The organism is Rhizobium sp. P43, from assembly GCF_056730705.1.
In genome coordinates this window covers 52,096-72,089 of the sequence record NZ_JBWZOO010000002.1, presented here as the reverse complement: position 1 = coordinate 72,089, position 19,994 = coordinate 52,096, and the positions used below count along the sequence as shown (strand labels likewise).

The following is a 19,994-nucleotide window of genomic DNA, read 5'->3' as shown; positions in this document are numbered from 1 at the left end:
ACAGATCAGCGTGACAGTTTCAAAGGGCTGGGTATAGGTCGGTCCGGGTCGTGTCAGGCTTTGCGGTATTCATGCGCTATTCTCTGCCTTTCCATCGTGACCAGACATGAAACTACTGACGACTTCAATTGGATTGTTCTCCAATTTTCGGGATCCCGACAGCTATCCGATTTATCCGCCACCATGCGAAGACCGACAGGAGGAGCATTGCAGCAAGTAAGACAACACTTGCAAAGCCCCAGCCGGTTTCCACCGCCTCGTCGATCTGTGCGCCGAAAACGAAGCCCGCCATAACCAGGCAGACGGTCCAAACTATTGCTGATCCTGCATTCAGAACTGTAAACTTTGCCCATGACATTGATCCGAGACCAACCGGAAGCGCGCCGATGGTCCGCATACCCTTGGGATATCTGTAAAGAAAGATGTAGGCCCAACCGTACTTTGCAACTAGGATTTTCGCGCCCGCATAGGCCTTTTCAGCAAAAGGCCACCTCGTTAACCACGCATCCCCGTATCGTCTGGCGATAAAGAACCGTGCTTCGTCCCCGAGATAGCCGCCGGCAAAGGTTACGGCTAAAACAAGGGACAAGTCCAAAGCTTGTGTTTGAGCCGCATAGCCCGCGAACAATGGAAGACTACCGCTTTTCAGCATGCAATATGCAAAAAGCAGGATGTAGATCCATGTACCGTATTCTTGTAGTAGATCAGACAAGCCGTCCATATCGCTTCACCAAGTCAAATCGCAGGGCAGAATCAGAAACTCTTTTGTTTACGATCTACACGATCTATCGGATGTTTTCCGTCGCATGGCCTGCCTGGTGAGTGCACGACCATCGGGCATCTGGTTCAGTTTGGCAGAGCCCGCGCACGAACTGAGGCTGCCGGTGTTTTCCAACAGCCTCTACCTGACAGCGCCAGGAGAATGCGGATAACCGGAGTCGGCCCCTACATGGCACAGGCCTTGCATGCCTGACCCGACTTCAGGCCGCTGAACTGTTGAGGGGCTTCACGGTTTTCTCCGTCTAAGCCTCAGAGAAGGGAGGCAGGCTGGTAACGACGATGGGGGTTTTGCCGGGCACTCGACCATACAAGTCGACAACGTCCTGATTGATCATACGGACACACCCCGAGGATACCGACTTGCCAATCGTCCACCATTCTGGCGATCCATGGATGCGGTATAGCGTGTCTTCGCCATTCTGAAAAATGTAAAGCGCACGCGCGCCCAAAGGATTCTCGAGGCCAGGTGGCATACCACCATTGGCAATGCTATAGGGCGCAAGTTCTGGCTGTCGAGCGACCATCTCGTCAGGTGGCGTCCAGCGCGGCCACTGACGTTTGTACTGGATGACCCCCTTGCCCGACCATTCGAACCCCTGCCGGCCGAGACCGACGCCGTATCGCATCGCCTGTCCGCCCTCGTAAGTCAGGTAGAGAAAGTAATTGGCCGTATCCACGACCAATGTGCCTGGCCGCTGTCCAGTCGGATCACTCACCATCTGCCGGTAATAGCGCTTGGCGATCTTCTGGTAGGGTATAGCAGGCAGCGGGAACTGTTCGTTCAGTATTGGTCCATAGGTGATTTCCAGAACCGGATGGGCGGTGGGCACGATTTCAGACTGTGTCGTCTCCACGGTCGTTCTCGAGCAGCCAGTCAATACAGCCGCCGCTGCCCCAGCACCGCCGATAACGAAGCCTCGTCGTGTCAATTTCCCAGACTGCAATGTATTTCCTCTCGAAGGTTGAAGTTCTGGCTTAAGAGCCGGTCATCAGATTGCGGATTTTCTTCATGCGAACCTCGCGGGATTCATGCATGTCGAGCGTTCCTTTGAAGCTCCCATTGGCGTCCATCATGTATACGCCAGCCGTATGGTCCATTGTGTAGCTTCCATCTTCGGTCGGAACCTTGCGTGCATAGGCGGAGAAAGCTTTAACAGCCGTCGCTGTTTGCTCCGGCGTTCCCCGAAGGGCAAGGATTCGACGGTCGAAGGATGTCATGTACTCGTTCAGCAACTGCTGAGTATCTCTCTCGGGGTCAACGCTGATGAATACAACGTTGAAACCGCTCGCAGCCGGCCCGAGTTCATTCATCAGGTCACTCAACTCGAACAACGTTGTGGGGCAGATGTCTGGGCAGTGCGTAAAGCCAAAAAACGCCAAATACGGCTTTCCCTTGAGGACAGCGTTGTCGATCACTTGGCCCCGGTGCGAAACCAACTCAAATGGGCGACCGATCGCAGGGGTAGAGGACGTGTCTGGCTCACCACGTTTGCCGCCACCCGACTGCAGCAAATAACCTATAATCAGTAGCAATGTGAAGATCGCAACCACACACCACGCCACAAGTCGAAACGCTCTGAGAGCTTTCATCTAATTCCCTGCCGAAATTCACCCTGAAGAACCCCTTGGAGTACTCCTAATCCCTCTAGTAGCTTGAGGTTCAAGGCAAGTGGCGAAGAAAATCGAAATTCTCCTCAGTCGTTTCGCTGTCATCCACATCAGACAGAAACGGAAATTTCAGTCGGACAGAAAGCGCCCTTGACCCTCAAGCTACTAGAGGTTTCATACTGATTAGCATCAATGAGCGACAGGAATGGCAGAGAGTGGTGAAAACTAACGACGGCGCATGGCTTGCGATCTTCAGCGCGTGGATAATTGCCATGGGTTCGACGCTGGGCGCACTGTTTATCGGTGAGGTCATGGGGCAAGCACCATGCGATCTCTGTTGGCACCAACGAGCCTTCATGTTTCCACTGGCAGTGCTGCTCGCAGTCGCCGCTTTCCGCTCTGATGCCCGCGCCTGGATCTATGCCGTTCCGCTGGCAGCGGCGGGATGGTCGATCGCGGCATTTCACAACCTTCTGTATTTCAACATCATCCCCACGGCCATCAAGCCTTGCGGCCAGGGGCCATCCTGCTCGGGCGCTGGTATGCTCCTCTTCGGAACCCTGCCCATTCCGCTGCTGTCGCTTGGCGCGTTTACTGTCATCATCGTCCTACTTCTAATCGTGCGCCGGAGAACACCAACATGAACAGACGCACTTTCGTTATCGCTTCGGCTTCGGCCGCGATTGCCGTTTTCGCAGGAGGCGCGGCCCTCTATGATGGGCTTACGCCAGACGCTGAGCCAGCGCCCTCTACAATGCCGGGGAACAATACCCTTGTCAGAATGCACTCGCCGGTCATGGGGCCGGTTTCGGCGCCTGTGACAATTGTCGAGTTTTTTGATCCGTCATGTGAGGCATGCCGGGCCTTTTATCCGCTCGTGAAGCAAATGATGACGCAGACCGGAAATGACGTGCGACTTGTCCTGCGATACACCGTATTCCACGAAGGTTCCGAAGATGCCGTGCGCATATTGGAGGCCGCGCGCAAACAAAACCTGTTTGAACCGGTCCTGGAAGCGATACTTGAACAGCAGCCTGTCTGGGCCGATCATGGCAAACCAGATCTAGAAAAGGCATGGCAGATTGCGGCGATGGCCGGACTTGATGTCGAGCAGGGAAAGAAGGATGCGGCCTCCCCAGCGATCGATAATATTCTTGCCCAGGATATGGCCGATGTTCAGGCCAACAATGTGAAACAGACCCCGACATTTTTCGTGAACGAAAAGCCTCTCACAGAGTTCAGTCCGCAAGGTCTATTCACCCTGGTGAAGGCTGAAATCGATGCCAGCAAGGCAGGTTCCTGACCTCGGAGACCGGACCGGAATTCATGAGTGGACATCACCACGATTATGGAGCGGATGCAGGAGACAAGCGTATAGGGGGAGCAATTCTCGTAAACGTGCTCCTTACTTTTGCGCAGATTGCCGGCGGCATCTTCTCCGGCAGTCTTTCCCTGATCGCGGATGCGCTCCACAACTTCAGTGACGCTGCATCACTTGTGATTGCGTATGGTGCACGTCGGATCGCGCGCCGCCCTTCTGACGAAAGAATGACGTTCGGCTATGTTCGAGCCGAAATCGTCGCATCGCTGATCAACTACACGACTTTGATCGTCATTGGGCTCTATCTCGTGTATGAAGCGGTCACGCGGTTCATCGCACCGGTGCCGATCGAAGGGTGGACGGTCGTGATCGTCGCAGGCATCGCGCTCGTCATCGATTTGATCACAGCCATGCTCACCTACACCCTTTCAAAAACCAGCATGAATATCCGCGCCGCTTTCTTGCACAATGTGTCGGACGCGCTTGGATCGGTGGGTGTGATAATTGCCGGCACACTTGTGCTGCTATACGGCTGGACATGGATTGACCCTGCGATCACCCTCATGATCGCAGCCTACATACTCTGGCAGGCCTTCACTGAGATCGGAGGATCGATCAGGATCCTGATGATGGCGGCGCCTGAGGACGTAAATGTGAACGAACTTGTTTCGGACATGCGTTCCGTCGAAGGCGTCCAGGAGGTCCACCATGTCCATGTGTGGCGGATCGATGAAGATCACAAGGCATTGCAAGCGCATCTCGTTGTGACGGAGTTATCTCTGCGCAGTGCTGCTGCAGTGAAAGGCGCAGTGCGAAAAATCCTGCGGGACAGGCACGGTATCGACCACAGCACTCTGGAGATCGAAACGCCAGCGGACGGTTGCGAAGACGGCGTACAGGTCATCGGTCATAATGTTGTAGCGACCTGAGCCTACCTACTTTGCAGGCACCGTTGACGGATATGCTCAACGATGAAAGCCGCGTCGTCAGCCACACCCAAGATCAAACCAGAGGCACGGTTCCGCTGCCATGGACGTCCGACATAGTAGAGACCGGCAACAGGCGAAACCCCGTTGGAGTGAATTGGGGCAGCCCGAGCATCAACTGCACCTTCGACTTCAATCCAAGGGAGCTCATCGGCATAGCCTGTGGCCCAAACAATGGATCTGATGTTCTCGCTCGATCCGTCGGCGAAACTTGCCCTACGATCATGGATCGCAGCCAGTCTCGGCTTCAGGATTACCCCCAACCGCCTAAGTGAAGCATCGTCATTGCCACGAACAGGGAATGGATCTTCACGCCTCATCCTTCGCCCGATGATCCCCTGCGCCGATGCACGGAGAAGGCCGAGCTGCCCCAGCCATACCCACAAACTGCGTCCGAGGATCTTCTCCGGTAAAAGTCTGCGCTTTCGCCCGCGTGCAAGCAGCACCTGTTGAAACCCAGCCATCGCGATTGCCACGTCCCTTCCACTCGCGCCATCTCCGACAACAAGAACAGGGCCTTTCGCCACCGAGCCCGGATTGCGGAACTCAGTTACGTGCATCTGCTGAATGTGGGCCGGGAGCAATTTCGACAATCCAGGAATACGCGGTGTCGAAAATGCCCCCGTGGCAACGATGACAATATGACTTGTGAGACGATCGCCGTCTTGCGTTGACGCCACAAAGAGACTGCCTGCCTTCTCAAGTCGGACGACCTTCTTCGAACTGATGACCGGAATTTTATGGAAGGAAGCATACCGCCGCAGATAGTCAGCAAACTCATCCTTTCCAGCATAGCCATTTGCATCACCAACCAGGGGCATATCCGAGAGCGCGCTGATGCTGCGAGGTGTAAAAAGTGTGAGGCTGTCATATCTGTTGCGCCAGCTGTCTCCGATTTTTGTGCCGGCATCAACAATCGAGAAGCTCAGGCCCTGCCTCTTCAAGGCATATGCCGCAGCGAGCCCGGCTTGCCCCGCCCCTATAATCAGGATGTTGGTCCGCATTGTATTCCTCTTAAGTAAGATCGTCGTTACCCATCGACGGCTGGGGAGGTTACGGTTTCATTGGGCTCAGGCCTTGCCTCTCGACCAATATGCGAGAAGCTCAAGAGAAACACCGCGATAACGAAAATCGTGAGCACCGCCAACACAATCCAGTTATTGCGTCGTATCTTCTTAATCCGATCATCGGGCTGGGCCATAATTCATTCTCCTGCCACACTTGGGGTGCTCACCCAGTCGCCGGACCTGGCCTTCTTCTTCTGGAAGGGGTCAGCCAGCGCCGCCTCTGGTCTGCTAACCGGATATTTTGTGCCCGAGATGCGAGCCGCAAGTCGGTCTGGACCCTCTTCTTTAAGGAGTGCGCGGAAACTTGAATGCATCCCGCCATCCACATAGGACGACACCGTGGTGCCGCCGGCCTGTTGAAGCGCAGCCTCAAGCCTTTGGTTTTCTTCGGCCATGCGGGCCATCAGTGCGGGATCAGGAGAAGCGGCGCTTGCGGGGCAAGCCTCCAGTGGGTAGCGGGGCTCTCCGCCCACGAACTCTTTGTTGAACATGTAGCGGCGGCCACACACCGAGACCTTTGGTTGCTGACGGGTCAGTTCGAAAAAGTCGTATCCCTCTTTCAGAGTCCGCCAGAACGACAGGTTTTGATTGTCTTTGTGCAGCGCCATATTTTCCGTCGTCATCCGGAAAGGATAGGCCTGGACCTGGAAGCGCTCCTGTCCCGATGAAAGTGCCTTGGCGACGATTGCATATATCTCACCGACGCCCTGGTCTGTCAGCGCAAAGCAACCGGAAGAGGAGCAAGCACCGTGGACCATCAGCGCCTCGCCGGTATAGCCGAGTGCCGACTCGAGCCTGTTTGGATAGCCGAGGTTAAAAGATACATAGTACTGCGATTTAGGGTTCAGCATGCCTTTGGAGACATGGTAAAATCCCTCGGGCGCTTGGCGGTCACCTTCCTTGACCTTGGGGCCTAGCTTCCCTGACCACCTGCACATCGGATATGTCTTTAGCAGTGCGTAGCGTCCGCTTCGGTCGATTTTCCAGACCTCGAGCTCGCTTTCCTGCTTAAAGATCCTGATCAGGACGGGGCTTTCCGCAGCCATCCCCTTCTTTGACATTTCTGCCAGCATCTTGCTCGACAGTTCGGGTGCGCTGCTGGATAGGTCGTCCAGACCCATGTCTGAAACACAACCGGATAGCAAGACAGCTACAAGGGCTCCGATGCAGGCATTCCGCGCGATCAGGAGTGCTCGCTCATTCAAATTCTGAAACCAATTCATTTCGTCACTCTTCGCGCTTTCAATGGAACCGTGCCGACATCATCAATAAGGTGCCGAGCGCACCACGGCAGCCGGCAATACAGGAAGGGGGCACGACCGCACGACGCCGCATCGAACAAGTCCTTAGCCACCGGTCCAAATATAGAACCTCAAGTAACTAGAGCTACAAGGGGCAGCCCCAGGAAATGCTGGATGCTCCTCCCACCTAATCATCTACTCATCTTTGGGCACGGGACCAGGCACAACATCGAGCAGAGATTTATCAACCAGGGGCGTTACCTTCATTGGGGTTGCTCCGGAGCTGCGCATCCGCGCCAGATCTGCTGCAGTCAGGTAATCGAGCTTGGTGATCAGAGTTTTATAGTATGCTTGCAGACCAATCCGCTTGTTCATCCGCTCCACCAGATCTAACCTCAGGGCATCGACCGTGAATTCGGGATCTTTGAGAACCGGTCCGGACACCAGTGCCGCGATCAATTCGTCCGTCAGTTCTGCCTCCGGGCTGGGACTAGCACGCAGTGCCTCGTCATTTGCGGTCAACGTCACTTCTGCAACGACGTAACCGTCCACCTTTTTCTCCCGAATGATCGGGACGGTCACCATCGCCGATTTGACCACCTCATGTTCGGTTAGCCCGGGAGACTGCGCCTCAACCTGTTTGGGCGCCGGGGCCCACTGGAAACCAGCGTAGACAGCAACCAGGCACACCAAGACACACCACGCTCCGGAGAATGCAATCTTCCACATTTACTGATCTCCATGAGGATCAACCGGAGCTACGCCGGGATCCTCCACGGATCGCTGTCCTGCCATCGCATTCAGGCGTGATTGGACAGTGCTCGATCCTTTAGTCGATGAGAGCCGCTTTCAAGCCGCATGTTGGACATAGTCCAACGCGGCAGACACTTGTTGACGATCTCGGGCGGTTTTAACGGTAAGATCAGGCTCGGGGAGGAGGATCAAGGGGATCAATGCCTGCAAAGACACGGAACCGATTTGGTGAAACTCTGTAGGCAGAGAACATTCGTTCCGAAATTGCAGCGCTTTCCTGCAGGCAAGCCAGAAGCTCGTGAGAATGCTCGACCAGATGCTGGCATTTCGCGTGGGCACCAGCAGACACAGTCCCTTGATGGACGGTTCTGGATATCGTCGCCCCGGAAATGACATTCCGTGCGACTGATCCATGCGGACCCGCAATGGCGACTGCCAACAGCAGTGCCACACACAAAATCCGAATCGATTTTCCGAGCCGCGACATCATCACACGTCACACTCAACCTGTCTGAGATTGCCTGAAGCTGGTGCACACGCACCGCCGCACGATGGAGGACGCAGACAATAAGAATTGATTTCCCCGTATGTGACCATAGCCTCTAGAGTCGAGAAATGATCGGTTCAGTCGCACGTATCTCAACAAAACTTGGCATGATCGCTGCGTTTTCGCTGGTGGGGTTTGTGTTCGTCAAGGGTGTTTTTGCCGTCGTTTGCTGGGGCATCGGACATGACTCCTTCGAGGCCATCGCGGGCATCGTCTCATCCATCGGCCTTGGGGGCTGGATCGGCATAGAGGCCTATCTGTCGTTCACAAGCTGGCGATCTCATAAAAAAGTGCCTTAATTCGACACAGGCCGATAAAATTGCACTGAATTTCTTTGCGTGATGATCGTGTTCGATCCGCATAACTCGTCCCAAGACACAGGGACGACTTATGACCTCCAGATTTTTGCTCGCAATTCTCGCCATAACGATCATTTCGACAGGCGCCGCCTGGAAACCGGAAGCGGCAACGTGGGATTCCATGCCTGTCGCCGAAGCGACGTCACAACCGATCGGCCACTTCGAATTTTGCAAAAGATACCAGAAAGAGTGCCAGCCGATCGCTGCAGATCGCGCACGCCTGAAGCTCACAGAGGAACTCTGGAATAGCCTCGTTGAGGTCAATCAGGTCGTTAATACAATCCCTGCCATCGAGGACATCGAAATCTATGGTGTCGAGGAATTCTGGAACTATCCGACCACCGCAGCCGACTGCGAGGACTTTGTTCTTCTAAAACGCAAGCTTCTGATGAGACGCGGGATCTCGGCCTCCAACCTGCTGATCACTGTCGTACTCCAGCCGGACGGATCCGGGCATGCTGTGTTGACGGTGCGGTCACAGATGGGCGACTTCATCCTCGACAACTTGCGTGCTGAAATCAGAAATTGGTCTGAAACAGAATATACCTATCTCAAGCGTCAGGATTCTCGCAATCCTGGCAAATGGGTGAAGATCAAGGACGGTCGAGACACAACGGCGGTCAGCGGTATTCGCTAATCTGACGAACCAATTTGGACCGGCCGACCTTGCTGCAGTCAGTCGGGATACGTGGCGAGGTGAAACTTGGCAATGATTGGCCCCCTAGCTCAGATGATGAGCCCCGCCCGCCACTAAACTTTCCTTGATGAAGCAACTGACGCCCAAGTTTGCGCTTGAAGCTCTAGTTGCTAGAGGCCGTATGGCAAAAACCCTGTGAGCGTGAAACCCGCTCGCGGCCAATCTGCCAAAATCGTCGCGCAAGTCAGAGCGTGCTCAGCCTGGAACTGAAAATGCTATTCTCGAACAAACGCCTGTTCAGGCTTATCTTTATCGTCCTTGGGGTTATTGCAATCTGCGTTATCGATCTGTCGGTTAAATCCGTCATGGCCGAGCTTCTGGCAGCCCCAACGGGAACCATTGAGTTGGCCCCCTTTTTCAACCTGACGCTCACCTACAACACGGGTGTCAGCTTCGGGCTATTTTCCGACACCATCGCGTCAGCACCCCGGTTGTTCGCCACACTTCAAGGGGGCATCGTTGTCGGACTCGTCGTTTGGGCAATATTCGCCAACAGTGTCCTGGAGGGAATGGCCATAACGGCAATGGCTGGGGGTGCGAGCGCAAATGTGGTCGATCGCTTTATGCACTTGAGGGTTACCGACTATCTGGATTTCCACGCTTACGGGTGGTCATGGCCTGCTTTCAATATTGCGGATGTGTTCATCGTGTGCGGTGCCATTGTCCTTGTGGCGGCGTCGGTAGTTCAGACCAAAAACAAGCATGCGTCCACGAATTCCTGACGGGGTGAGGCGCAAAGAGAAAGCAAAGCCTCAACTCTCAGTTTCTTGGCGGCCTTCATTCGCGATCTGGTTCTCCATGGTGATGATTGGTTTCCGCAGAACCTGGAGCAAGGATCTCAAGCGGGACAGCACGCGAGGTTCCGTTATCAAATTTTAGCGTCATCGTTGCGGCTTTCGGAGGCCCCGAACTTCGCACCAGTGAAATGAAAACTGTGTCCTGATCCATGTCCAGTTCCGCATTTCGGGGTATCACGACGTAGGCATCCGATAGCGGTACCCGTTCGAAGCCTTTGGAATCAGACATCGGGCTCTCGAGTGTAGCGGCCGAATACCCGGCAACCTCGATAGAGACAATCGCTATCTCATCGCCCGTACCGTTGTAGACGGTGATATATGCAGTATCAGTGACCCCGTTGGGCGCCAGTACCAATTCTGCATGCTCGATGGTCAGGGAGTCGTATTTGATTTGATGAGGTTCATTTGTCACGTTAGCCAAGACGCTGCTTTGACCGGCGAAAAGAAATGCAGTGGCTGCCACACACCAACGTTTTGCTTGATTTGCCATTTGTAAATCCTCACATGTGCCGGACCATTGCTATATATCTTTCGGTTCGGTCGGTGATCAGATTTGTGTGATGGTCTAGTTCGCCGCAGTCAACACTAGCCGCGTCTGGAGAGGGAGCGAGCATGCTTACAATTGGAGATCTGTCTAGGACCACCGGTGTCAAGGTTCCAACTATCAGATATTATGAGCAGATGGGGCTGCTTTCGCCGCCAGAGCGTTCTGAGGGCAATCAACGACGCTACTCGAAGACCGAGCAGGAACGCCTCTCCTTCATTCGCCATGCTCGCGATCTTGGACTGACGATCGAAGCCATTCGTGAGCTTATTGAACTCAGCCAACATCCCGAAAAGCCGTGTGCAGAGGCTGACAAGATAGCTGCTGAACAGCTTGTGACAATCCGACAGAAGATCGAGAGATTGAAGAAGCTGGAAGCCGAGCTAGAACGGATCTCAACACACTGCCATTCAAATCAAGTGCGCGATTGCTATGTGATCAGGGCCTTGGCAAACCACGATTTGTGCACCACCGAGCACGACTGACTCTAGCATTTCACAGCCCAAATACTGAGTACAAAGCGATCCCAGTTGGTACCCATCTGAATGATCGGGGCGATTAATGGCGAGCTCCAAGTCGCACAGATCGTCCAGACCAAGAGCCTGCATCATCGGTCACAGTCGCCAAGTCCGTGAGGGCTACGTCAGGCGGCCGACCAGCTCGCGGAGTGCTTCAAAGTCCTCCGGAAATATTGGGCTACTCGTTGCGATTGCTCACGATACGAAGTCGACCAACAGCTTCAGGTTCAGCGCAGCGATCACGATTGCGATGATCCAAGCCAAAGCCGACAGCCATAGAGGTGCCTTCATCTCTCCCATCTTATCAGCGTCGGCTGTGAACATCACCAGCGGGAAAACCGCAAAGGACAGTTGGAGGCTAAGCACGACCTGGGTCAAGATCAGAAGCTGGGCAGTGCCGCTGTCTCCGAAAGCTATCGTGACCCCTGCTGCGGGTATGATGGCGATCCCCCGGGTGATCAGACGGCGAAGCCAAGGTGCAAGCTGGATCTTCAGGAACCCTTCCATCACGATCTGACCCGCAAGCGTTGCCGTCACCGTCGAATTGACACCGCAGCACAAAAGGGCGATTCCGAACAATGTCGGTGCGACGGCCAAACCGAGCAACGGGGCTAGCAGACTATGAGCCTCCCCCAGTTCTGCGACCGAAGTCCGCCCGGTTTCGTGGAAAGTAGCGGCCGCCAGAATGAGGATCGAAGCATTGACGAGCAGAGCGAACATCAATGCGACGGTGGAGTCGATCGTCGCGAATTTCAGAGCCTCGCGCTTTTCAGGTAACGTATCGCCAAAGTCCCGCGTCTGCACGATACCGGAGTGGAGGTAGAGATTGTGCGGCATAACGGTCGCACCGAGTATGCCAAGCGCCAGATACAGCATGTCGGGATTGGTGATAATCTCTGTCGTTGGAGCAAAGCCGAGGATCACCTGACCCCAATTCGGATCGGCAAGAGCGATCTGAACCGCAAAGCAGACGGCGATAACGCCGAGCAAAGTTATGACAAGCGCTTCGACCCAACGGAAGCCAAGCTTTTGCAGGTAAAGGATCAAGAATACGTCCAGAGCAGTGATGACCACTCCCAGCTCGAGCGGAATACCGAAAAGGAGGTTCAAGCCGATTGCAGTGCCGATTACCTCGGCGATGTCAGTCGCAATGATCGCTATTTCGGCCAGCAGCCACAGCACCATGGCAACCGGTTTGGGGTAGGCATCACGACAGGCCTGCGCCAGGTCCCGCCCCGAGGCGATGGCGAGGCGCGCGCACAGCGACTGAAGGACGATCGCCATGATGTTTGAAATCAGGGCCACCGTGAGCAGCGCGTAGCCGAAGCGTGATCCCCCGGCCAGAGATGTCGCCCAATTGCCTGGGTCCATGTACCCGACCGCGACGAGATAGCCGGGCCCAAAGAAAGCCATTGCCCTTCGGAAAGTGCCCGCTCGTGCCGCGACCTTGATCGACCGGTGCACATCCGAAAGGGACGCCTCTCCCACCGTTCGTTGCCATCCCCTCACCGGTCTGTCCATCGTCCACCGCGCTTTCAAAGCCCACCGCTATTGCAATTGCAAATCATTCTCATAAAGAGGCTGCGGACGCAAGCCAGTTCGATCGATCCCCACCAATTGGGAACCATTAGGGCTTTATTGACCATAATCGGCTTTACTGATGGTGATCCGAGCGCGGCCGCAATGTTCGCCAGGCCCGAGCTCGGAGAGCCGTCAAGCGTGGAGTACCCAGTGAGCGAGTTGCCAACTTGCGTTAGGCCCTGTTCAGCCGCAGCCTTCCTATCCGAATGCCTCCGCGGCATGGCGACGGTTGCAGTTGCCGTGCTGCTCGCAGTGGCAATGGCGGCGGGTTCGTCCTCACCGGCGACAGCCGCGACGGAAAGATCGCTGAAGCTGTTTTTCACACACACTGGGGAACGTGCGACGATAACATTCAAGCGGGACGGGAAGTTCGATGCCCGTGGACTAGTTCAGATCAACCGCTTTTTGCGCGATTGGCGCAAGAACGAACCAGCGAACATTGATCCCCGTCTACTCGATCTCGTATGGGAAGTGTACCAGCGCAGCGGATCAAACAACTATATTCATATAGTCTCTGCCTATCGCTCACCGGCGACAAACAAGATGCTCAGAGGGCGATCGAGGGATAGTGGTGTCGCGAAAAACAGCCAACACACCCTCGGCAAGGCAATGGATTTTTACATTCCGGGCGTCAAACTGGCCAAGTTGCGATCACTTGCAATGCAGATGCAAGTCGGCGGAGTGGGATACTATCCCGAATCGGGATCTCCTTTCGTCCATCTTGATGTTGGAAATGTCCGTGCATGGCCCCGCATGACGCGCAAGGAACTGGCTCGCATCTTTCCCGATGGAAAGACCATGCACCTTCCCTCCGATGGCCGCCCGCTCCCCGGCTACGATTTGGCAGTCGCCGACTATCGTCGTCGCGTCGGCGCGAAATCGATCGAGATTGCTTCCAGTGCTGGAGATAAAGACAGTAGTTTCGCTCCCGCTTCATCAAACAGGAGCAGCCTGCTCACCGCAATGCTACCGACTGAACGAAGCCGAGCAGAGGACGCGCTCGATCTTCAGACAAACCGGCAGACCATGGTCGGCGAGGCTAGGTCGGAGTTCACCGATTTAAGCGCTTTGGCAATTCCTGTACCGGTTGCACGCCCTACTTCCGAAATGGAAATGCCTAGGGTCGAGGTTGCCTCACTCGGTCCGTCTACCGATCGCACACAGATTGAGAGTTTCCGCCCTTCCGCCATTCTTGATCTGCCGGAGCCGATTGCCTTGATCGCGCTATTTCGGATTACCGCAGCAGACAGAGATGCTGACGAAGAGGCTGATGGTCAGGAAACGCTTATGACATGGGCGCTTTCGGGTCCGGACACCTCAACAGGATTGACAGCGCCCCTCATATCTGCACGACTGTTTGCGATCAGGACTACCCAGATCGCCCCCTAAATCAAGGATCGGAGCCATTGTGCCAGCCTGCAACAAACGTCTCGCGCGTCGATGCTCGAATCTTCGGCGGTGCGTCAGCTTTTAGCAGGGGCCGGCATTTCCAAATCGTTTGAACAGCCTGTCGCGTCATCGAAGCCGGCGGCGATTGCTGCCAGATCTTCCGGTTTGGCATTGAAGCGTAGACCGTGAAACTCGCCGTCTGAGCCAGCCCCACCTTCAATGGAAAAGCCTGAAAATTCGCCTTTCTGCTTTTCTACGTCACTAACTGGACTAGGAATGAGGGTCACCTGGGCGCCGATTGCCCGACCCCGCATTCCGGAGACCGTGATTGGCCCTTTGCTGTCCAGAACGGAAATCTGGATGAGATGACCCGCCTCGACCTTGCGAAGAGATTCGGCAACCCGCATGGCGGTCCGAAGACGGACCTGCTCATCCACGGCCTCTGTGACGATGAACTGCCGGATCCAGGTGCCGTCGCGATCCCGCGCCTTAGCGGTGGCAACTGTCTGACAATCCGCACCGCTCTTCTCAGCCGATAAACCCAAAAGCTCTTCCGGACCATAATAAACTGCCGCCGCACCACCAGCACCGCCGACGCAAAGCGCTCCGAATAAAACTGCCAAGCTGATCCTTAAGATGCGCCGTCTTCGTTCCTGCATGGAGAGAACCTTCGGTGGAAGCCTATGACCAGATCTAACCACCGAAGTCTTGAAACCGAATGAAGCAAAAAGGTTAATCGAGGCCACCTACAGAACACCGCCCTGCAGCCGACCCGCGTTCACTGAGGATCATGGAGTGTGCCCAGCATGTTCCTCCGAACTTGCTGTCGCACCCTTTTGGACGACGAACTCCACTTCGACGGGCCCTGCTTTCTCGAACTGCAGCGTTGCCTTGAATTTTTCGCCCTCCGCTGGGTACCATGTAGGCTTCTCGAACATGATGTGCATGGCACGGGGCTCCAGCTTGACAGTGGAGCCGGCGCTGATTGTGATGCCCTCCTTGACAGGTCGCATACGCGCCACCCCGTCGATGACAGATGATAGGTGGATTTCAAAGCGCTCGGCGACCGGACTGCTTCCTCCAAGAAGGCGATCATCCGTCCTGCCCGTGTTGACGATCGTCAAATACCCGCCGAGAACCGGCGCAACCGCGGGAGCTTTTTGGGACCATGGATGCTTTATCTCCAAGCTACCGACCGTGAAATCATGAGACGATGCGGGACCGGAAGACGTGGTCACGAACGTCAAAGCAAAGAGACCAAAAGCCAGCAGTTTTTGAAATGGCACTGTAAATTCTCCGTATCGTTTGCGGGACACAATTATCAGATTCGAAACAGACCTAGACCCGATAGATCTGACCGGGTTGGCATCACGACAAGTTCAAGGACACACGAGACACCGGCGGTTCAGCGAATAGGACGCAACAACCGCAGGGCATTCATGGTCACAAGGACTGTCGCTCCCGTATCGGCAAGGATCGCGGGCCAAAGGCCCGTGATGCCCAGGATAGTCGTCACCAAGAATACCGCTTTCAAACCCAGAGCGATGGTGATGTTCTGGAAAATGTTGCGCATGGTCCGTTTCGAGAGATCGATCATAAGGGCGACATCAGCCACCCTGCCGTGGAGAACGGCGGCGTCAGCCGTCTCCAAAGCCACGTCTGTTCCACCACCCATCGCGATCCCGACATCAGCAGCCGCTAACGCTGGCGCGTCGTTGATCCCATCGCCGATCTTGCCGACAACATAGCCCTCTTTCTTCAGTTCGCCCACGATCCGCTGCTTGTCTTCAGGCATCAGCTCCGCACGGACCTCAATGCCGAGTTGCGCACCAATGGCCGTGGCGGTCCGCTTATTGTCGCCTGTCAGCATAACCGTCCTTATGCCTGCATCCGTCAGAGCCTTGAGGCCCGCAACTGCATCGCCTCTCGGCTCGTCACGCATGGCAATGGCACCAGCGAGAACATCGCCAATGACCAGTACAGAGACGGTCTTTCCTTCATCGTTGAGAGACGTGATCTTCTCCAAATGAGCAAGTGGAACCGGAACTCGCTCTGCTGCGGCCTTGGGCGAGCCGAAAAAGACCTCAACGCCATCCACGATGGCGGAAACACCCTTGCCGCCGAGCGCCTTCGCATCGGCCCCGGAGGGAGCTACTATGCCCTCTTCCTTGGCCTTGCTTAAGATCGCAAGGGCGAGAGGATGGCTGGATCCCACTTCAAGCGCTGCGGCAAACCGAAGGACGTCTTCACTTTCCCGGCCGAACGGGACCACATCAGTCACCTGCGGTTTGCCTTCGGTAAGCGTGCCAGTCTTGTCGAAAGCAATCGCCGTGAGCTCGCCGAGACCTTCTAGAACGGCGCCCCCTTTGAGGAGCAGGCCGCGGCGTGCGCCCGACGACAGTGATGCAGCGATCGCAGCCGGGGTCGAAATGACAAGTGCGCATGGGCAGCCGATCAGCAGCACGGCAAGCCCCTTGTAAACCCACTCACTCCATATTCCACCCGCAAACAGCGGAGGAATGACTGCCACCAAAGCGGCAACGACAACCACGCCAGGAGTGTAGTATTTGGAGAAACGGTCAATAAAGCGTTCGGTCGGAGCCTTGGATTCCTGCGCTTCCTCGACGAGGCGAACGACACGGGCGATAGTGTTGTCTGCTGATGCTGCCGTGACCCTGATACGCAGAACCGCATCACCATTTACGGTGCCCGCAAAAACAGTGTCGTCGACGGCCTTGCGAACAGGCACGCTTTCCCCGGTCACGGGCGCTTCGTCGATCGAACTTTCGCCTGCAACGATGACACCATCGGCGGAGATCCGATCACCGGGCCGAACCAGTATGATTGAACCAACCGCAAGAGTTTCGGCTGGCACCTCGCGGGTCTCGCTGCCCTCCTCCAGTAACGCCGTCTTTGGAACGAGCGCCGTAAGGGACTTGATGCTGTCGCGCGCCCTTCCCGCGGCAACGCCTTCAAGCAGTTCGCCAACCAGGAAAAGGAAGACGACCGCAGCGGCCTCTTCGGTCGCGTTAATGACCAGTGCGCCAGCAGCGGCGATCGTCATCAGCATCTCGATGGAGAATGGCGTGCCAGCCAGTGCGGCCATGATAGCCCTTCGGGCGATCGGCACGAGGCCGACAAGCATTGCAATCGTGTAGGCATATGTTTCGATCGCTGGGAACATATACCCAATGCCATAAGCGACAGCTAGTGATCCACCCGCGAAGATCGTCAGACGCCCCTTCTTAGTCCCCCACCAAGGACCTTCGGAAGAACCGTGATCGTGACCGTGGAGTCCTTCAACTTTGCCGAGCGCCGCGCTTTTCGATCCATGGTCGTGTCCAGCGTGGGCGTTGTCAGATCCCTCTTGGGTCGTAGACGATGCGCGCCCGTCCGATCCTGGCATGGGAACGATCGTGTAACCGAGACCAGAGACCCGTTTTTCTATCGCTTTGATATCCGCTGACTGCCGATGTTTGACCGTCATGGTTCCGGCCGTGACCGACACGGAGACGTCATCGACAGCGTCCATCCGTCTGATGGCCGTGTCAATCTTGGAAGCACATGACGCGCAATCCATTCCGCCGATACGGAAACGTGCCTGCAGGATCAGGGGAGCCACATCATCTGAAGGCGCGACGCGATCGGCCTCATGATCATGCCCAGTGCAATGGGTGCCATGATCCGAATGATCGTCATGACTGGACTGTGCGTGCGGCTCTCCATGTAGGTGATCGTGCGTGCGATCCGGTTCGTGTTTATCGACGGGTTTCACAACGGTTTTGGAAATCGTTGAGATTAGGGAGGCCTGATAGCCTAGGCCCGAAAGCTTGTGGCGAATCGTGTCCAGAGCGCTGATTTCTGTGTGCTCGACTGTCATTGTGCCGGCGGTGACAGATACGGACACCTCTTGAATGCCCGCAATACGTCTCACGGCAGTGTCGATCTTGTTTGCACACGAGGCGCAATCCATTCCGGTTACCCGGAAACGAGTTTGTAACGAGTCGCTCACTGGAAATCCTCACATTGTGAAAGATTAACCTTACGACCTCTAGCCACTAGAGGTGCAAGCAAAAACTTGGTTCGACAGGGGCGCTCGATATCGACTAATTGGTCCGAGGGCCGCGAGCCCCTGCAATGTCGCCACAGCGGTGCTTAAAAGCTGATGGGCGTGACCAAGTCTCGAAACGCCTTGAGCGGATCCGAAGTGTCGCCCACCCCAAACTTCATGGCCGACGCGATTGCTCTGTTTCTTGGCGGAAACAAGAAAGCCGATTGACATATCCCCTCCAGGGGGTGGGAAATCTTCATGAGCGAACATCGACACGAAACGCATTCCGCCAAGCGCCTCAAGCGTGCGAACGCCATCTGAGGAGTGTCACCGCCATATTCGAGGCGGGCATACCCTGTCTCGACATCACCCAACAACTGGATGCCGTCGAGAAGGCAGTCCGCAACGCCAAGCGCACCCTGAACCAGGACCATCTCGATCATTGCCTGAAGGAAACGGTGGGCGCCCTGGATCTCGTAGTAGCTATAAGTCCGGTCATCCGAATGTCTTCTATTGGAGCAATAGCTCTCATCGCCTTCGCCTTGATGGGAATCGAACCAGCGTTCCGAAGAACGGCCCCTCCATACCACCATTACAACCAACCCACACTTTCAGTTATTGCAGTTAGAGGCCTTGTTCGCTATATTGGCGGATAAGGAGATATCGTCATGGCCAGCCAGATTGTTCATTTCGCCAGACTTTCAGATCGCGACCGAAAAATAGCAACGCCATTGCCAAAGCTGGTTGCCGGCGACAGGCTGGAACTCCACGTTCGTGATGCAGGTGGCAAGCAGCAGATGCTCCCGATCCCGCCCTCAGCCGCCGCGGCTGTTGAAGCTCTTCTAGCGCACATGCTGCGCGGAGAGGGTGTCGCCGTGCTGGCCGAGGACCAGGAACTAAGCCCGAGCGAAGCTTCAGCCATTCTTGGCATCTCCCGCCCGCTCGTCGTCCTGCGCATGGACCGGGGCGAGCTGCCATTCCGCTACGTCGGCAAACACCGCCGCGCCCTCCTGAAGGATGTGCTCGCGTTAAAGTCGAAGCTTGACAAACGACAAACGGCGATGGAAGCGCTAGCCGAGGACACAGAGGACCTGATCGAGACCTATGGCCTCTAATCCGCCCGTCGCGGTCTACGATGCCTGCGTCCTCTACCCGTTCCACCTGCGCAACATTCTGATCCAGTGCGCCTTCGACGGTCTCGTAGAGGCGCGCTGGACTGACGATATACATGATGAGTGGATGCGCAATCTCGCCGCCAACACACCAGGCTTGTCCATCGAACGCCTGGAAGCCACGCGCGACCGGATGAACGCTGTCCTCCCAGAGGCAGCGGTGGCGAACCATCGCCCACTTATTGCGGATCTCACGCTACCGGATCCCGACGATCGACATGTCCTCGCGGCAGCCATCGCAGGCAAAGCCTCCGTTATCGTTACCTGGAACCTTAAGGACTTTCCCGCAAAAAACCTTCTCGCCCATAGTGTGACCAGCAAGTCGCCAGATGATTTTCTTATCGATCTCCATGCGGCATTTCCGGAAGCGCTAATCTCCAGCGTCAGAAGTGCGAGGCATAATCTGCGTAAGACAATCCCATCGGTTGAGGCATTCGTCGACGCGCTTGATCAAGGCGGGTTGAAGAAGTTTTCAGGGGTACTTCGCCGGAGTATAACCGGATTGAAGTGAGCCGGCGCAATCCTCGGAAAAAACTGCCGAGGGTGCCCGACGACTTCGTTGGGTTACCGGGTCGCGCTCGCC

At 55.8% G+C, this 19,994-nt stretch carries 22 protein-coding genes and 1 pseudogene; 11 read left to right on the top strand and 12 right to left on the bottom strand.

Translation table 11 applies throughout. The annotated features are described in order from the left end of the window. Nucleotides 1–124 precede the first annotated feature (124 nt). The 3 genes from AC1PUL_RS21965 to AC1PUL_RS21955 all read right to left on the bottom strand — a co-directional run bounded on the left by AC1PUL_RS21965 (nt 125) and on the right by AC1PUL_RS21955 (nt 2,370). Entirely contained in the window at nt 125–721 is a 597-nt protein-coding gene (locus AC1PUL_RS21965) for a DedA family protein (protein ID WP_113462171.1), read from the bottom strand. Nucleotides 722–1,022: 301 nt separating this feature from the next. Continuing rightward, complete coding sequence (locus AC1PUL_RS21960; RefSeq protein WP_167495009.1) at nt 1,023–1,724, bottom strand: L,D-transpeptidase; 702 nt, start codon at nt 1,722–1,724, stop codon at nt 1,023–1,025. Between the two features lie 31 nt (nt 1,725–1,755). Beyond that, nucleotides 1,756–2,370, bottom strand: a complete 615-nt coding sequence (locus tag AC1PUL_RS21955; protein WP_112828966.1) for an SCO family protein — start codon at nt 2,368–2,370, stop codon at nt 1,756–1,758. A 290-nt stretch (nt 2,371–2,660) separates the two neighbouring features. Here AC1PUL_RS21955 and AC1PUL_RS21950 point away from each other — a divergent pair, with 290 nt between their 5' ends. The 3 genes from AC1PUL_RS21950 to AC1PUL_RS21940 are packed head-to-tail and all read left to right on the top strand — an operon-like array spanning nt 2,661 to nt 4,638. Then, complete coding sequence (locus tag AC1PUL_RS21950; RefSeq protein WP_112828975.1) at nt 2,661–3,032, top strand: disulfide bond formation protein B; 372 nt, start codon at nt 2,661–2,663, stop codon at nt 3,030–3,032. Continuing rightward, entirely contained in the window at nt 3,029–3,691 is a 663-nt protein-coding gene (locus AC1PUL_RS21945; protein ID WP_112828967.1) for a DsbA family protein, read from the top strand. Before AC1PUL_RS21950 ends, AC1PUL_RS21945 begins: the two co-directional genes overlap by 4 nt. A gap of 23 nt (nt 3,692–3,714) precedes the next feature. Next, nucleotides 3,715–4,638, top strand: coding sequence for a cation diffusion facilitator family transporter (locus tag AC1PUL_RS21940; RefSeq protein ID WP_480468657.1), 924 nt, complete (start codon nt 3,715–3,717; stop codon nt 4,636–4,638). A gap of 2 nt (nt 4,639–4,640) precedes the next feature. On the opposite strand, the gene AC1PUL_RS21935 is transcribed toward AC1PUL_RS21940, so the two are convergent. From AC1PUL_RS21935 to AC1PUL_RS21920, 4 genes are all read right to left on the bottom strand, one after another. Next, nucleotides 4,641–5,699 (bottom strand): flavin-containing monooxygenase, encoded by a 1,059-nt coding sequence (locus AC1PUL_RS21935; protein ID WP_112828969.1) that lies wholly within the window; start codon nt 5,697–5,699, stop codon nt 4,641–4,643. A gap of 26 nt (nt 5,700–5,725) precedes the next feature. Then, the gene (locus AC1PUL_RS21930) at nt 5,726–5,896 is read right to left on the bottom strand and encodes a hypothetical protein (RefSeq protein ID WP_162708232.1); all 171 of its coding nucleotides are present in this window, start codon (nt 5,894–5,896) and stop codon (nt 5,726–5,728) included. Nucleotides 5,897–5,899: 3 nt separating this feature from the next. Further along, the gene (locus tag AC1PUL_RS21925; RefSeq protein WP_480468656.1) at nt 5,900–6,985 is read right to left on the bottom strand and encodes a hypothetical protein; all 1,086 of its coding nucleotides are present in this window, start codon (nt 6,983–6,985) and stop codon (nt 5,900–5,902) included. Between the two features lie 213 nt (nt 6,986–7,198). Then, complete coding sequence (locus tag AC1PUL_RS21920; RefSeq protein WP_113462175.1) at nt 7,199–7,732, bottom strand: hypothetical protein; 534 nt, start codon at nt 7,730–7,732, stop codon at nt 7,199–7,201. Nucleotides 7,733–8,371: 639 nt separating this feature from the next. Between AC1PUL_RS21920 and AC1PUL_RS21915 the strand changes: the two genes are divergently transcribed. The 3 genes from AC1PUL_RS21915 to lspA all read left to right on the top strand — a co-directional run bounded on the left by AC1PUL_RS21915 (nt 8,372) and on the right by lspA (nt 10,081). Next, nucleotides 8,372–8,602 carry a hypothetical protein gene (locus tag AC1PUL_RS21915; protein ID WP_333900639.1) on the top strand — a complete coding sequence of 77 codons (231 nt, stop codon included), beginning with the start codon at nt 8,372–8,374 and terminating at the stop codon, nt 8,600–8,602. Between the two features lie 91 nt (nt 8,603–8,693). Continuing rightward, entirely contained in the window at nt 8,694–9,299 is a 606-nt protein-coding gene (locus AC1PUL_RS21910; RefSeq protein ID WP_333900640.1) for a transglutaminase-like cysteine peptidase, read from the top strand. A gap of 251 nt (nt 9,300–9,550) precedes the next feature. Next, on the top strand, nt 9,551–10,081 hold the full coding sequence (gene lspA, locus AC1PUL_RS21905) for a signal peptidase II (protein WP_480468655.1): 531 nt from the start codon (nt 9,551–9,553) through the stop codon (nt 10,079–10,081). Between the two features lie 55 nt (nt 10,082–10,136). On the opposite strand, the gene AC1PUL_RS21900 is transcribed toward lspA, so the two are convergent. Next, nucleotides 10,137–10,646, bottom strand: a complete 510-nt coding sequence (locus AC1PUL_RS21900) for a hypothetical protein (RefSeq protein ID WP_480468654.1) — start codon at nt 10,644–10,646, stop codon at nt 10,137–10,139. Between the two features lie 122 nt (nt 10,647–10,768). On the opposite strand from AC1PUL_RS21900, the gene AC1PUL_RS21895 reads away from it, so the two are divergent. Continuing rightward, the gene (locus AC1PUL_RS21895) at nt 10,769–11,185 is read left to right on the top strand and encodes a MerR family transcriptional regulator (RefSeq protein WP_113460326.1); all 417 of its coding nucleotides are present in this window, start codon (nt 10,769–10,771) and stop codon (nt 11,183–11,185) included. 228 nt (nt 11,186–11,413) lie between these two features. On the opposite strand, the gene AC1PUL_RS21890 is transcribed toward AC1PUL_RS21895, so the two are convergent. After that, a complete protein-coding gene (locus AC1PUL_RS21890) occupies nt 11,414–12,739 on the bottom strand; it encodes an Nramp family divalent metal transporter (RefSeq protein ID WP_112831991.1) in 1,326 nt (441 codons plus the stop codon). A gap of 279 nt (nt 12,740–13,018) precedes the next feature. Between AC1PUL_RS21890 and AC1PUL_RS21885 the strand changes: the two genes are divergently transcribed. Continuing rightward, nucleotides 13,019–14,188 carry a peptidoglycan L,D-endopeptidase MepK gene (locus AC1PUL_RS21885; protein WP_480468743.1) on the top strand — a complete coding sequence of 390 codons (1,170 nt, stop codon included), beginning with the start codon at nt 13,019–13,021 and terminating at the stop codon, nt 14,186–14,188. A 74-nt stretch (nt 14,189–14,262) separates the two neighbouring features. Here AC1PUL_RS21885 and AC1PUL_RS21880 read toward each other — a convergent pair whose 3' ends face one another. The 3 genes from AC1PUL_RS21880 to AC1PUL_RS21870 all read right to left on the bottom strand — a co-directional run bounded on the left by AC1PUL_RS21880 (nt 14,263) and on the right by AC1PUL_RS21870 (nt 18,161). Further along, nucleotides 14,263–14,847, bottom strand: coding sequence for a hypothetical protein (locus AC1PUL_RS21880; protein WP_146617408.1), 585 nt, complete (start codon nt 14,845–14,847; stop codon nt 14,263–14,265). Between the two features lie 129 nt (nt 14,848–14,976). Next, on the bottom strand, nt 14,977–15,474 hold the full coding sequence (locus AC1PUL_RS21875; RefSeq protein WP_286079972.1) for a copper chaperone PCu(A)C: 498 nt from the start codon (nt 15,472–15,474) through the stop codon (nt 14,977–14,979). Between the two features lie 119 nt (nt 15,475–15,593). Further along, entirely contained in the window at nt 15,594–18,161 is a 2,568-nt protein-coding gene (locus AC1PUL_RS21870; RefSeq protein ID WP_480468746.1) for a heavy metal translocating P-type ATPase, read from the bottom strand. 336 nt (nt 18,162–18,497) lie between these two features. Here AC1PUL_RS21870 and AC1PUL_RS21865 point away from each other — a divergent pair. The 3 genes and pseudogenes from AC1PUL_RS21865 to AC1PUL_RS21855 form a co-directional block, all read left to right on the top strand. Next, nucleotides 18,498–18,709, top strand: a pseudogene (locus AC1PUL_RS21865) (metal-sensing transcriptional repressor); the annotation flags it as partial. 198 nt (nt 18,710–18,907) lie between these two features. Further along, on the top strand, nt 18,908–19,354 hold the full coding sequence (locus AC1PUL_RS21860) for a MerR family transcriptional regulator (protein WP_231814346.1): 447 nt from the start codon (nt 18,908–18,910) through the stop codon (nt 19,352–19,354). Next, nucleotides 19,344–19,922 carry a PIN domain-containing protein gene (locus tag AC1PUL_RS21855; RefSeq protein WP_480468742.1) on the top strand — a complete coding sequence of 193 codons (579 nt, stop codon included), beginning with the start codon at nt 19,344–19,346 and terminating at the stop codon, nt 19,920–19,922. Before AC1PUL_RS21860 ends, AC1PUL_RS21855 begins: the two co-directional genes overlap by 11 nt. The last annotated feature ends 72 nt before the right edge of the window (nt 19,923–19,994 follow it).